Origin of the sequence: Rhizobium sp. 32-5/1, from assembly GCF_029537235.1 — a bacterium.
Taxonomy (GTDB): domain Bacteria; phylum Pseudomonadota; class Alphaproteobacteria; order Rhizobiales; family Rhizobiaceae; genus Pararhizobium.
Genome location: NZ_CP120638.1, coordinates 1,256,658 through 1,270,461 on the forward strand (window position 1 = coordinate 1,256,658; position 13,804 = coordinate 1,270,461).

Here is a 13,804-nt window from a genome sequence, read left to right on the forward strand (position 1 = left end):
CACCTCAGTTGCTGGCCGTATCGGCGGAGTAGAGAATATCCTTGGCGGCCAGTTGCCCTTCCTTCAGCTTGCCTTCGCGCACCAGGACATCGATCCAGAACTGCAGATCACGATCCACAGCCTGGCCACCAGGGCGCACGCCATAACCACGGAAGAACTTGGCGATCTCGGGATTTTCTCCGCGCTCAGCCAGCGCCTTGGCAAAAATCGCCTTGGTCTCCTCCGGATGCTCGCGCGCATAGTCGAGTGCGCGCTGTGACTGCTCGACAAAAACCTTGGCAGCGTCAGGATGTTTGGCGATGAAGTCTCGGCGCAGAACGATGAAGCCGCCGGCGATCTCGCCTAAAACATCAGTGTCATCGAAGATGGCCCGCAAACCGCCATTCTGCTTTGCAACGCCCTCGAAGGTCGTCTGCCAGTAACCGAAGGCCGAGACGTCAACCTGACCCGAGCGAAGGACCTGCTCGAGCTGCGGCCCCGGTACGACAATCTGGTTGGCGGCGTCGGTCGGAAGGCCGACGGAATGGAGCGCCTCACGGATGGTGTAGTCGAGATGGGCTCCGAGTGTGTTTACGGCGATGCTCTTGCCGGCGATATCCTTGATCTCCCTAATCGGGCTGTCTTCCAGCACATAGAATATGGATTGCACCTCGTCGTTGATGCCATTCGAGGGATAGGCGGCGACGAAGTCGTTTCCGCCCACGATCGAGTTCAAGACCGCCGATGTCGCGGCACTGCCGATCTCGACATCGCCAGATGCGAGCGCAATCAGAGATGCCGGACCGCCTGTCGCGTAGCCGACATTTTCGACCGTGATGCCGGTGCCGTCGAAATAGCCGAGTTCAGCGGCGAGTTCGTAGGCGGACAACCCGCCCTGACTGGCGAGGTAGCGGAAATTAATGTCCTCGGCGGCAAATGCGGAACCGGGCAAGCCGATGGCAATGGCAGCCGAAAGGAGAAGTTTGCGGGGAAGAAATGTCATGGAATTTATCCTTTTCAGGTTGATGTTGTGTCGGGATGCGGTCGTTACTGGGGCAACGCCCAGCGGCAAAGCTTGCGCTGCAGGAGCACGAGGGCGGCGTTGGCGGCGAGCCCCATCAGTGCCAGGAGTAGGATGGCGGCAAACATCAGGGGTATCTGGAAGTTGTATTGAGCGTTCATCACCTGGAAGCCGATACCCTTGTTGGCGCCGATCATCTCGGCGGCAATCAGCAGCAGCAGCGCGGTAGTCGCCGACAGCCTCAAGCCAACGAAGATTGCTGGAACGGAGGCTGGCAGAACGACACGGCGAAAAATCGCGAGGGAGCCCGCGCCATAGGTGCGCGCCATCTCGATGAGCTTGGCATCGACTTCCTTCACACCGCCGATCGTTGACAGGAGAATAGGGAAGAGCGTCGCCCAGAAGATCACGAAAACCTTCGAGGCCTCGCCGAGACCCAGCAAGAGAATGAAGACGGGGTAGAGGGCGAGCGCCGAGGTCTGGCGGAAGAACTGCAGCAGAGGGTCAAGCGCCTGCTCGATGGCGCGCACCTGCCCCATGAACAGTCCAAGCGGGATGCCAAGGGCGACAGCGGCAAGGAAAGCGATCCCTGACCTTTGCAAGCTGATCGCAATGTCGTCGATCAGCGCGCCTGACGAGATGCCCTTCCACAGGGCACCGATAATCTGGTCAAGTGGCGGAAAGACCGACGCATTGATCCAACCCACGTTGGTTGACACCTGCCAGAAGACCAGGAAGCCGATCACGAGACCATAGCGCGACAGGATCGGAGCGGCGACCGCGGCGGTCTGTGCCAGCCATCGTGATGCATGGCCTTCCGGGTGGGAGACGCCGATCCCGTAGGCGCGGCCATGGTGGATATCCTCATAGGACATGGCGGATCCTCACTCTGCGGCCTGGACGACCGACGCTTCGGCCGTCCAACGGTTGACGGGGAAAGGCAGGCCGAGGTTCTCGCGTAGTGTGCGGCCTTCGTAGACGGTACGGAACAGACCGCGACGCTGCAGCTCCGGAATGACAAGGTCTACGAAGTCGTTCAGGCCGGTAGGCAGCCATGGCGGGAGGATGTTGAAGCCGTCAGCCGCCTCGTTCTCAAACCAATCCTGAAGGGTGTCGACGATGTGCTCTGCGGTACCAACTATCGTGAAGTGACCGCGGGCCGAGGCGACCCATTGGTAGAGCTGGCGGATGGAGAAATTGTTCTCGTCCGCGATCTGGCGGATCAGCGCCTGTCGGCTCTTCATACCTTCGGTTGGCGGAGCCGGCGGCAGTGGACCGTCGAGATCATAGCCGCGCAGGTCGAGTGTTCCGCCAGTCAGGCCATTGAGGAGCCCGATGCCGTCTTCTTCGACAATCAGCGAGGTCAGGCGATCATACTTCTCGCGCGCTTCGGCTTCGGTGCGACCGACAAAGGGGAAACTCCAGGCATTACGAGAACATGATCGGGGTTGCGACCAAGACCACGCGCGCGGTTCTTGATATCGCGATAGAATTCCTGCGCCGTTTCGATGTGCTGATGCGCGGTGAAGATCACTTCTGCCGTCGCCGCCGCCAGCCCGCGTCCGTCGTCGGACTGGCCCGCCTGGACGATCACCGGATGCCCCTGACGCGAGCGTGACACGTTCAAGGGGCCCTTGACCTTGAAATGCTCGCCTTTGTGGCCGGCGTCGTGCAGTTTCGCCGGATCGAAGAAGACGCCGCTCTCCCTGTCCCGGATGAACGCGTCGTCTTCAAAGCTCTCCCACAGTTTTTTCACCACCTCGACATGCTCCGCCGCACGCCTGTAGCGATCGGCATGTGGCAACTGGGTGTCACGATTGAAATTCTGAGCTGTGGCATCGCCCGTGGTGGTGACCACATTCCAGCCCGCGCGACCATCGGATATCAGGTCGAGCGACGCAAACTTGCGAGCGGTATTGTAGGGCTCTTCATAGGTCGTCGACGCTGTCGCGATGAAGCCGAGATGCGTGGTGAAAGGTGCAAGGGCTGAGAACAGCGTTACAGGCTCGAATCCAGCAACGCGTGCATTACCGCCTTCCCGCGCACCGCCGTACCCGACGGCCAGATTGTCAGCCAGGAAGTATGCGTCGAATAGACCGCGCTCTGCTGTTTGCGCCAACTGCTTGTGAAACTCCAAGCTCAAGGCTCCGTCGACCGGCTGATCGGGATGTCGCCAGGAGGCGATGTGCTGTCCGCCGCCGGGCAGGAATGCTCCAAGTCTGATCTTGCGTGTCATGGCTGATCCTCTCTCAGTCAGGTGGTCGAATGAGAACAGCCTATATTGTCTATAATTTTTATGTAGAAATAGAATTGCAAAAATCTCTGCTGCTGGCGAATTGATTTCCGGCGAGAGCGTTCAATGCGAACAAGCCTGCTGCACAATTCGAAACGGCGTAAATCCACGATCAGAACAGGCGAACAGGGCTTGAATGATTAATTTATAAAAAATCTGGCATAAACACATCCGGTGGCAGACGGCCGGAACTCCCAGCGATGCTCACGAGAACATTATCCGGTGAAACCGGCGGTGCTATCGGCAGACCGTCGCCACCCGGAAGCTGTCGATCCTCATATGAAGAATGGGCCGCGAACTCGCCCGTGCCGGCTGCCGCAGCGACCAGGATATGCCAGTCAACGCCTTGCAGCGGCGGCATTGAAGGCGCAGGCTCGACTACGAAAGAGAGGCCTGACCGTGCCAGGCGAGGCATTGGGTAAACAGCAGGGTCGACCGGGAAATGAAACACCTCGCCGAGAAGAATCCGACTTTAGACGGCTCTTCGCTGTTCGTCGGTCCCGCTGTTGCGCAGAAGTTCCAGGGCCGTGAGATGCTGGACGAGTAGTTCGGCTGTTCTCTTGTCCCAGATCGCCAGCCGGCTGATTGCCTCAGTGACCACGATGTTGGAAATGTCTGCACCGCCCAAAGCCGCCGGAATCGAGATAGCGAGGAGGCCAGACTGAACTACGGCGGCAGCCATACCCTGTCCATGTGATACCGGACTTTGAACAATCGATTCGACCGCGGCGAGAACCTGTCCTTCGGTCGGTAGGGTCGTGGGGTTCAGTTTCTCCGGACAGCAGATAGGTTCTCATCAATCGACAGAATGGTATCTCCCGTTTTGGTAGAGCAAGGAATTTCCATGGCCGAGCCGGATAGTAAGCACTCTGCCAATGATGATTACATGGCTGTGCCTCTCGATCGCCTCCTCGACTTCACAGTCCAGAGCCGCAACGGCATCTTCCAGCACCGGTGCACCGCTCGCAAGTCTGGTCCATTCCGTACCAAGATAGCGCTCCACTCCCTTGACGCCACCGATACCGGCAAAGCGGTTTGCAAGACCCTGGTGTTCTGAGCCTACGACATTGACGGCAAAATGGCGAAAGCGCTCCACGACAGGCCATGTGGAAGATGTCCTATTGAGGGACACAAGCATGCGCGGTGGGTCTACCGATAATGCTGTCGCAGACGTGACCGTTGCTCCCGACCGCACATCACCTTCGCCTGCCGTCACAATGCTGACCCCGCCACCCAGTCTTCTCAGAGCTTGCTTCAGATTATCGGCATCGGCGGGCGTGTCAAACATGGGAAGAACACGTGGCTTGGCAAACTCTGCGGCGGTAAAATTGCTCATTATTCCACTCCGTTAGGGGCACATCTAAGCCAAAAGTTATCAGCCCGGGAACCGTTCCAGTAGACAAGCATTTCTATTCTCTATAGAGTTTATAGAAATTATACCCAACGCTGCAATCGCTCATCGGAAGGAAGGCTGCAATGTTGAAAATCAGGATATCCTCGCCGCAGGCAAAGCGTACCGACTATGTATCGGGCCCGAGTATCGTGATCATCGGCGGCGGCTACACGGGAGCCACAGTCGCCAAGCTTCTTGTCGAACGTGGCCTCCGGCATGTCGAAAACGTCACCGTCTTTGAACCGCGTGCGCAACTCGGCAGTGGTCTCGCTTATGACACGGGCGACCCCGATGTTCGGCTCAATGTGGCGGCCCATCGTATGCGCGCCATCCCAGGTTCGCCATCGGCCTTCCTACAATGGCTGCACACAAGCGGCACATTGACCGCCGATCCAGCGGCCGTCACATCTGAAGGGATTTTTGCCAGGCGCCGCGATTTCGGTCGCTTCATGCAGCAGCAACTGGCCCCTCTGGTCGAGGCGGGAGTCATCCGGCACCTTCCCGAAAAGGTATCGACAGCCTCCCGCGTGAACGGCCGTTGGCACGTGACGGGTGCTGGCGGCACGACGGTCGCCGCCGATATGCTGATTATCGCGACCGGACACCCAACAGCGGCAAGACCGCAGGCTCTGGAGAACGTGGATAGACGGACGGCCCGGATGGTCACGGATGCCATGGCGCCAGACGCACTGAAGGATATCCATGCCGACAGCAATGTCCTGATTGTCGGATCGGGACTGACCGCCCTCGATGCACTCATGCGGTTGAAGGCGTATGGGCATCGTGGGACGATTTCGCTTCTCTCCCGCTCTGGCCTTCTGCCCAGACCGCACGCAGGCGGTGGTTTTTCGCCATATGGGGATTTCAAAGACGAGACTTTGATCACCGCCCGGCAAGTTTTGCAAAAAGTTCGGGCAACGATCGCTGATGCTGCACAGCATGACATTCCCTGGCAGCCCGTGTTCGACGCATTGCGGCAGCACGCCCAAACTCTGTGGCGACAACTTCCGAAGACTGAGCGACACAAACTGCTTCGTCGTCTGCGCCGGTGGTACGACGTTCATCGCTACCGGATGCCGCCACAGGTATCGGCCGCCCTTGTGGAGGGAATGGCTACCGGTCAAGTCGAAGCGATGGTCGGTGACCTGGCTTGCCTTCGACAGGATGGGCAAGACCTCATTGCAACGATTGCGACGCGAGAGGACCGCGTGCGGGACTATCGCTGCCACCACATCCTGCTCGCAACAGGCCCCGATTTCCGCGACTACGGTACGCACCAGAAATTCCTGCTCGCCCTCCATCGAGACGGGATCGTTCAGTCTGACCCTTTGGGTTTAGGCCTGTCGTGCGATCAAGAAGGCCGCATCCTCTCAGCCGAAGGCTCCCCGAACACCAATCTCTTCGTGGCTGGTCCTCCCGCGCGCCCTGCATTTGGCGAGTTGACGGGGGTGCCTGAAATTGCTGATCAGGCGGTGAACCTAGTCGATCTAGTGCTGCGAATGCTGGCGCGGCGGCACCGGACGATCTTCATCGGGCGACAGGAGTAGAAGCAGTCCTATCACCAGCCTTGGGTCTATTGCGACGCAGACGGGCAAGCTTAAAGATGCGCGATGTCATCGAATTGGACCGTGACGATACGAAGCCGTGTCATGGCCTCAAGCGGAAATAATTGCCGCTATGCCTACCCTGTTGGCTGAGGGCCAAAGCCAGGGCGCAAAGGTGGCATCCACGGTCGCTCGCGATGGGAAAACAGAGGGAACTTCAAGGAAATTTATCTAAGCCATTGAAATCATGTTAGAATCCAGGCTCCCCAGCCACTGTATTTTTCTTCAATGAAATTAGATACTTAGATTACACTAGAAAAGCCTAAGTTTTACAGCCGTTTGGATGATCCACATGGGCTTTGGCCTATGCCCCACCATCCTTACCTTCAGCCCACACTTGACAGGCAGCACCGCCGCGTAGACCTTCGCGCCGGGGTAAATATGCTTGGGGTCAATCTTGAGAAAGTCGATTGTCGTCGCGGCGGCGCTCGCGCGCTCCGGATGCACCACCACCTCGAAACACCCGACAGGCAGATGGCGGGACAGCAACCACCATCGGCGGCGCTAAGGTAGAAGGTCGCTCATGCAGCGCGCGTGTCGCTCCGAGATCCTTATTCCGTCCGCGACGTTTCAATTTCATCCTATGTGCCAGCACCGGAGCAGCCCGGCAGCGGCTTTATATGCGTTCGCTACAACGCTAAGAACGGCTTCGGCGGCTACACCGGGCTGAAGACGGTCGGAACTAACATCATCAACGGCGAGCTTCGGGGGCTATGGCAGAACCCCTACCAGGGCACCATGCCAAGCTTGCAATGGCATCCGCTGCCGGAAGTTCCGCAGCTTCAGAACCTCTGACTACCGCAGCGGGTAGTCAGAGGCGCGCCGCTAACCAACCCGATCTGACATCATGCCAGCAATTAGGGAGCATATGACAAAATAGAACAACTGAAGAATAATAAGGACAGAAATCATAATAACTCCCTTCAGATTTAAGCCGGGACGAAAATCCCTTTCAGAGTCTATCAATATCGGAACAGCTATTAAGAAGAATTTTGTGGATATATATGATATTGAGTAGCTAAAATATAGCTGCGTAAAGAAGATCAAGGCACCAAATATCGCCAGGGTCCATTTCCAGACGCCGTTAGAATCAGCAATCTCACTGCTGATAAAGGATTGAATGGCTGCGAGAAATGCAAGCCTGGTTAGAAAGCCAATAAAATCAGATACCTTCTTCGTTCTCTCAAACTGCTGCGAAATCGTTCTCTTCGATGCTGTGTCGGCGAACTCTTCTAATAGCGACAACCATGCCGCGATTGACTCGCGTAAATGCTTTCGGATTCCCACTGCTCATCCCTCGATTGCCTGTCGGTATGATGTCATCATTACATGAAATGCAAAAGCCCGCCGGGTTTCCCCGCGGGCTTCTAAGGCGCTGATGAGCGAGCGGATATGCTTCCACTGCCATCGCGCTCATCCGGAGAACGCCCCTCACCCCTTCGGATCAGCATCCAAGATCGACACCCCAGCATCACGCCGAGCCTTTGGAAACAGCGGGGTGATATTGGAGGTTTCGCCTTTTGGGCGGCTTCGCCCTCTTGGCGGCGGTGGCGGGCCTGGGTGATGCGGGTGATCCGGCGCAGGAAGTCGGCGCGCGGATCGTAGTAGTCCGGGCGTTCAGGTTTCTGGAGCTTGTATTCCGACGAGAGGGTTTCGATCAGATCAAGCGCCCGCACGCCGAGCCGTGAAAAATCTTCCTCGCGGCGCTCGAACAGGTCGTCGAAGGCGGGGGCACGACTTCAAGCGAGATCGAGGCCATCGAGGACATTGCGGAGCCGGTTCGGCATCCACAAAATCTGCTCGGCGAGATCGGGCTGCAGCACGCTCCATTCGACATCGCGCGGCAGGTTGAGACGCGGATCATCGATGTGGAAGACGAATTCGGACGGATCGGCCGGGTTGAATTCCGGCGTATCGCTGACGGCCGCATGGCAGGCGCCGACAAACTCATCGAGCGCGATCACGGTGCGAACGGCAAGCTGGCGCGCCTCAAGGCCCGATCGCGCGCTGCGATTGTCGCGGGAGGCCGGTCGCGAAGACACGGCGCTGACCAGCCATCCGGTGATGACGCCCATCAAAGTGAGGCCGGCGCCCAGCAAGACCGATCCAATTCCACTGCCCAGAATCTCGTTCAATATGAAGTCCCTGCGTTTGAGATACATCAATATCTAGTGGTTTGCAGGATCAACGACAAGTGACCCCTTGGGATTGCCAGCCTTGCATTTCCCGCAGAGCACGCTTTGTCAGCCGCGCCGGGCTGCCTCGATCGCGGCGACGTCGATTTTCCTCATGTCCATCATAGCTGCAAAGGCGCGCTTGGCCTCCGCGCCACCCACGACCAACGCCTCGCTCAGCACGCGCGGCGTGATCTGCCAGGAAATGCCCCATTTGTCTCTGCACCAGCCGCAGGCGCTTTCCTCCCCGCCATTGTCAACGATGGCGTTCCAGTAACGGTCGGTTTCTTCCTGGTCTTCGGTTGAGATCTGGAAGGAAAAGGCTTCGTTGTGTTTGAAAGTCGGGCCGCCGTTCAGCCCCAGACAGGCCACACCGGCAACTGTGAATTCGACGGTCAGCACGTCACCTTCTTTTCCCGAGGGGTAATCGCCCGGCGCGCGGCAGATGGTGCCGACCGCGCTATCCGGGAATGTTGCGGCATAGAAATGAGCCGCCGCTTCGGCGTCCTTGTGGTACCACAGGCAAATCGTGTTCTTCGCCATCATCTGCTCCTCGCCTTCAAAAGGCCGGCTCTCCCTGCCGCTTCGTGCAGGGAGTATTCCGGATAGAATGCGCTGAGGCAACCGGCGTTCCGGAAGCGTCGCGGAAAATGTCCCGGCAGCGCGGCAAACGCTTCCCCCGTGCGGACTTCAGCGCCGACGGTCTAGGCGAGCGCGCCCTGTGCCTGCTCGGCATAGGCTTCCTGTAACTGGATCTGGACAGCCTGCATGAACAGGCGGGCCTGGAAGGCAATTTCGGCCTCCTCGACACCATTCGCAACCAAGGCTGCCCGGAAAGCCACCATTTCCGAACGCCAGAAACGATTGGCCTCTTCGCCGTGGATCATCTGCAGCGCATCCGCGCAACGCTTTACGTCGGCAACGCGCCGATCTGCCGGAAATTGTACGAGTGTCATCGGTTCTCCAACCCACCAGTCGAATCACATGGGGTGGTTCCACAATCGCTTCCAAGTTCTTCACAAAAGCTAAACGCGCCGTCATTCTACGCACTGGTCTGGGTGGAGAATGTCGATTTCGCCTGATGGCGCTCAGGCGCCGTATTCCGCGTCCGTCACCTTTTCCATCCAGTCCACGGTCTTGCCATCAAGCGCTTCCTGGATGGCGATATGGGTCATTGCCGTCGTTGGTGCTGCGCCATGCCAGTGTTTTTCGCCGGGTTCGAACCAGACGACATCGCCGGGGCGGATGTCCTCGATCGGCCCGCCTTCACGCTGAACCCGGCCGCAGCCGGCCGTCACGATCAGGATCTGCCCGAGCGGATGCGTATGCCAGGCCGTGCGCGCACCGGGCTCGAAGGTGACGGCATTGCCCGCAGCGCGGGCGGGCTCGCGCACCGGAAACTGCGGATCGATCCGCACCGTTCCAGTGAACCAGTCGACCGGCCCCTTGGTCGATGGCTGCGAACCGCTTCTCTTGATGTCCATGGTCGTTCCTTCCTGATGCCTACCGTATCGACTACGAATCCTTTGACACGGCAGCGATGGCGGCGGCCAGCGTATCGCCGGAATAGGGTTTGACCACCAGCTGCACGCCGGCCCCCGGCTGGATGCCTTCGTGATTGCTGTGGCCGGTGGCGTAAATGACCGGAAGCGACGGTACGATCGCCCACGCGCGTTCGGCCAGCATGATGCCCGACATGTCCGGCAGGCCGACATCGGTGACGAGAATGTCGATGTTACGCTCCGACAGCACCGCCAGCGCAGACTTCGCATCCGCGGCCTCGATCACCGTATGCCCGAGATCCTCGAGGAGCTCGACGGTGCTGGCGCGGATCAGCCAGTCGTCTTCACAGACCAGGATGGTCTTCGGGCCAGCGTCTGCAGGTGCATCGGCTGCAGCACTCTGTGCCGTGGGCTCCTCAGCCTGCACTGGCGCCTCAGCCTGATCAACGACAGCGCCGTCGTCGTTTCCAGCCGCATCGGCCTTGGAGAGGAGATAGCGTATTTTTCGGGCCAGCGCCTCGCGGGTATAGGGCTTGCTCAAAAGCTCGACACCTTCGTCGAGGCGGCCGGAATGCACGATTGAATTTTCCGTATACCCTGAGGTGAAGAGCACGCTGATACCCGGCAGGCGCTCGCGGGCCTGGCGCGCCAGTTCGGGGCTTTTCATCGGGCCGGGCATGACGACATCGGTAAACAAAAGGTCGATGGCCATACCGCTTTCGATCACCGTCAGGGCGCTCTGCGCATCCTTGGCCTTCAGCACGCGATAGCCGAGATCGCTCAACAAAGCCACCACGGTTTCGCGCACCGCTTCATCGTCTTCGGCAATCAGGATGGTTTCGCTGCCGCCGGTGATCGGTCCGGATTCGATATCGACCAGCCGGTCTTCCGATTGCGTCGAGCGCGGCAGATAGAGCTTGATGGTCGTGCCCTGCCCCGGCTCGCTGTAGATATTGATATGGCCGCCGGACTGCTTGACGAAACCATAGACCATGGAAAGTCCAAGGCCCGTTCCCTTGCCTTCCGGCTTTGTCGTGAAGAAGGGTTCGAACACCTGGTCGAGAACCTCGCGCGTCATGCCGACCCCGGTGTCCGTTACCGCCAGGATGACATATTGGCCGGGCGTCACGTCGTCGTAGTTCGCGGCATATTTGTCATCGAGGAAGGCGTTTCCCGCCTCGATCGTCAGGCGGCCGCTGCCGTCCATGGCGTCGCGGGCGTTGATCGCGAGGTTAAGGATGGCGTTTTCAACATTGCTCGGATCGATGAATGTGTTCCAGAGGCCGCCGGCCACGATGGTTTCGACCTCGATCGCCTCGCCGAGTGCGCGGCGCAGGATATCGTCCATGTTGCGCACCAGCCGGCCGATATTGACGACCTTGGGCGCCAATGGCTGGCGACGGCCGAAGGCGAGCAATTGCGAGGCAAGCTTGGAGCCGCGGGCGACGCCGGCCATGGCATTCTGCAGCCGCTGTTCGGCCCTGGCATTACCGGCAAGGTCGTTGGACAGCAGCTGCATATTGCCGCTGATCACCTGCAGCAGATTGTTGAAATCATGGGCGACGCCGCCCGTCAGGTTGCCGATGGATTCCATCTTCTGGCTTTGGCGCAGCGCATCCTGAGTCCGCAGCAGTTCGGCGGTGCGCGCCTCGACGCGCTCCTCCAGCGTGGCAGCCAGATCGGCAAGAGCTGCCTCCGCCGTCTTCTGGTCCTCGATATCGGTATTGGTGCCGATCCAGCGCTCCAGCACGCCATTCGGGCAGCGGATGGGAACCGCGCGCGCAATATGCCAACGATAGATGCCGTCATGCCGGCGCAGGCGGAATTCCACCTCGTAGGGCGTGCCTGTCCTGCAGGCCTCGGCCCAGCTGCCGGCCGTCGTCTCGACGTCATCGGCATGCAGCATGGCGACCCAGCCGGTTCCGTCCAGCATGCCGGGCGCAGACCCGCTATAGGCGTAGACGCGGTCATTGAACCAATCGAGCCGGCCATCGGGGCCAGCCGTCCAGACGTGATTGGGCATGGACTGCGCCAGCGAACGGAACCGCGCCTCGCTCTCGAGGATCGCCTGTTCCGTCAGTTTGCGGGCCGAAATATCAACGAACAGAACCGCGAAGCGGTCGGGTCCCGCCTTGCGGGCCCGCGCCTCGAACCAGCGATCGGCGAGAGACGGCACATGAACTTCGAACTGCAGCGCCTCGCCGGTCTCGACGACGCTGGCATAGCGGGCGATCAAATCGTCGGGAACGCCGGGGATAATCTCACGCACGCGACGTCCGGCTGCGGTTGCCGCGGCCACGCCTGTCTGATCCTCGAAGGCGGGATTGAGCTCCACGAAAATGAAATCATCGATGATGCCATCCGCATTGCGGACGACTTCGCCGATGAAGAACCCCTCCTGCATCTGCTCGAACAGGCCCCGCCAGCGGGCTTCGCTTTCCTGGATGGCGGCTTCCGCCAATTTGCGCGCCGTGATGTCGAAAGCGATGCCGATGAAGCGCCGCTGGCCGCTTCCGGCGCTCGACACCACCTCGCCGCGTCGGGCGATCCAGCGGACGGCACCCGTCTGCGGGTCGATACGCCGGTATTCGGCATATTCGAGCGGGTTGGCCTCGGCCAGTTTTGCCGGTCCCGCAACGGCGCGGTCATCGGGATGCAGAAGACCGACGAGCAGCTTGTCAGTCACCGGGACATCCGGACCAAGCCCCCAGATGCGCCGGTATTCGTCCGACACGTCGAGACGTCCGGTTTCCGGATACCATTCAAACGTGCCGATGCCGCCGGCCTCCTGGGCAATGCGCAGGCGTTGTTCAACACGAACCCGTTCCGTGGTTTCCTTGACGATCGACAGCACGCCGCCCGGCGCACCGTTTTCGTCGAGGATCGGGCTGTAATCAAGATTGAGCCAGACATCCTCCGGAACACCCTTGCGCTCCAGCACCAGATGCTGGTCGCGATAGGCAAGCGTTCCGCCAGCCAAAACGACTTTCAGGACGTTGTCGTTGAAATCAGCGACTTCCGGCCAGCCTTCGCGAACATTGCAACCCAGCAGACTGGGATGCCGTCCGCCTGCAAAAGCCGCATAGGCGTCATTGTAGATCATCACGCCATCCGGTCCCCAGAGCAGGATGATCGGCACATTGGCCCGCAATACTGTCGCGATGAGGGTCTTCAGCGGGGCGGGCCAGCCGACTGGACCGCCGACCGGCGTCTTTTCCCAGTCGAACTGGCGGATAAGAGACGTCATCGGCCCATCCGACGACAGGAAGGAAAAAGGCGAAGACGAGATGTGCATTGAGCCCTGATGCAGATGAGTAAGCCAAGCGCTTTTTGAGAGCGATGGTCTGAATGTTGTCACGATTGTCTATTGGTCAACGAGGTACCGCAAAATCCGGTCGATCACTCCATATCCAGCGAAGAGAGATAGAACACATCCGCAGATCGGCAAGGACCCGTTTCGAACATTTGCAAGGTCTGGACAAGACAGCTCACGAACGATCTGCACCGTTTCTTCTGTAGCAAAGTATGGTATCTTTCCGCGTCTACGGAAAAAACCGAGGAGAAACTGCGATGCACTACAGCGTTCAGATTTTCACCTGGAGCCCGAAGCTTGGCGTTCATCAAGTGGGCTCCGCTATCGAGATCGATGCTCTCAACCCCAAATTCGCGGCCGTAACGCTTCTCGGCATGCGGCTCGACGAAACCGGCAGTTCGCGGAACCTCGCGGTTCGTGTCTGGAACGCGGAAGACGCCGAAAAGGCCGATTGCAGCTGCTACTACTATCATTAGCGATTGAAGCAAGCATCGTGCGCTTGTGCGAACGCTTGAGCGTCCAGGA

General features: G+C 59.3%; 13 protein-coding genes and 1 pseudogene. 3 read left to right on the forward strand and 11 right to left on the reverse strand.

What is annotated here, in order from left to right:
• Positions 1-4 precede the first annotated feature (4 nt).
• From P6U16_RS06530 to P6U16_RS06550, 5 genes and pseudogenes are all read right to left on the reverse strand, one after another.
• Positions 5-982 carry an ABC transporter substrate-binding protein gene (locus P6U16_RS06530; RefSeq protein ID WP_277703077.1) on the reverse strand — a complete coding sequence of 326 codons (978 nt, stop codon included), beginning with the start codon at positions 980-982 and terminating at the stop codon, positions 5-7.
• 44 nt (positions 983-1,026) lie between these two features.
• Positions 1,027-1,875, reverse strand: coding sequence for an ABC transporter permease (locus tag P6U16_RS06535; protein ID WP_277703078.1), 849 nt, complete (start codon positions 1,873-1,875; stop codon positions 1,027-1,029).
• Between the two features lie 9 nt (positions 1,876-1,884).
• Positions 1,885-3,236: pseudogene (locus P6U16_RS06540) on the reverse strand (LLM class flavin-dependent oxidoreductase).
• A 529-nt stretch (positions 3,237-3,765) separates the two neighbouring features.
• Complete coding sequence (locus P6U16_RS06545) at positions 3,766-3,975, reverse strand: acyl-CoA dehydrogenase family protein (protein ID WP_277703079.1); 210 nt, start codon at positions 3,973-3,975, stop codon at positions 3,766-3,768.
• Positions 3,976-4,089: 114 nt separating this feature from the next.
• Positions 4,090-4,581, reverse strand: coding sequence for a flavin reductase family protein (locus tag P6U16_RS06550; RefSeq protein WP_277703772.1), 492 nt, complete (start codon positions 4,579-4,581; stop codon positions 4,090-4,092).
• Between the two features lie 188 nt (positions 4,582-4,769).
• Between P6U16_RS06550 and P6U16_RS06555 the strand changes: the two genes are divergently transcribed.
• Together P6U16_RS06555 and P6U16_RS06560 are read left to right on the forward strand one after the other, a co-directional pair.
• Positions 4,770-6,233, forward strand: a complete 1,464-nt coding sequence (locus tag P6U16_RS06555) for an FAD/NAD(P)-binding protein (RefSeq protein WP_277703080.1) — start codon at positions 4,770-4,772, stop codon at positions 6,231-6,233.
• 591 nt (positions 6,234-6,824) lie between these two features.
• On the forward strand, positions 6,825-7,085 hold the full coding sequence (locus tag P6U16_RS06560) for a hypothetical protein (protein ID WP_277703081.1): 261 nt from the start codon (positions 6,825-6,827) through the stop codon (positions 7,083-7,085).
• Positions 7,086-7,657: 572 nt separating this feature from the next.
• Here P6U16_RS06560 and P6U16_RS06565 read toward each other — a convergent pair.
• The 6 genes from P6U16_RS06565 to P6U16_RS06590 all read right to left on the reverse strand — a co-directional run bounded on the left by P6U16_RS06565 (position 7,658) and on the right by P6U16_RS06590 (position 13,213).
• Positions 7,658-7,966, reverse strand: coding sequence for a hypothetical protein (locus P6U16_RS06565; protein ID WP_277703082.1), 309 nt, complete (start codon positions 7,964-7,966; stop codon positions 7,658-7,660).
• 63 nt (positions 7,967-8,029) lie between these two features.
• Positions 8,030-8,425, reverse strand: a complete 396-nt coding sequence (locus P6U16_RS06570) for a hypothetical protein (RefSeq protein ID WP_277703083.1) — start codon at positions 8,423-8,425, stop codon at positions 8,030-8,032.
• Positions 8,426-8,533: 108 nt separating this feature from the next.
• Complete coding sequence (locus tag P6U16_RS06575; RefSeq protein ID WP_277703773.1) at positions 8,534-9,007, reverse strand: VOC family protein; 474 nt, start codon at positions 9,005-9,007, stop codon at positions 8,534-8,536.
• A gap of 161 nt (positions 9,008-9,168) precedes the next feature.
• Positions 9,169-9,420, reverse strand: coding sequence for a DUF6074 family protein (locus P6U16_RS06580; protein WP_277703084.1), 252 nt, complete (start codon positions 9,418-9,420; stop codon positions 9,169-9,171).
• Between the two features lie 132 nt (positions 9,421-9,552).
• Positions 9,553-9,948: a cupin domain-containing protein gene (locus P6U16_RS06585; RefSeq protein ID WP_277703085.1), complete on the reverse strand. Its 396-nt coding sequence runs from the start codon at positions 9,946-9,948 to the stop codon at positions 9,553-9,555.
• A 31-nt stretch (positions 9,949-9,979) separates the two neighbouring features.
• Positions 9,980-13,213, reverse strand: a complete 3,234-nt coding sequence (locus P6U16_RS06590; RefSeq protein WP_277703086.1) for a PAS domain S-box protein — start codon at positions 13,211-13,213, stop codon at positions 9,980-9,982.
• 323 nt (positions 13,214-13,536) lie between these two features.
• Between P6U16_RS06590 and P6U16_RS06595 the strand changes: the two genes are divergently transcribed.
• On the forward strand, positions 13,537-13,755 hold the full coding sequence (locus P6U16_RS06595; RefSeq protein ID WP_277703087.1) for a hypothetical protein: 219 nt from the start codon (positions 13,537-13,539) through the stop codon (positions 13,753-13,755).
• Positions 13,756-13,804: the final 49 nt, after the last annotated feature.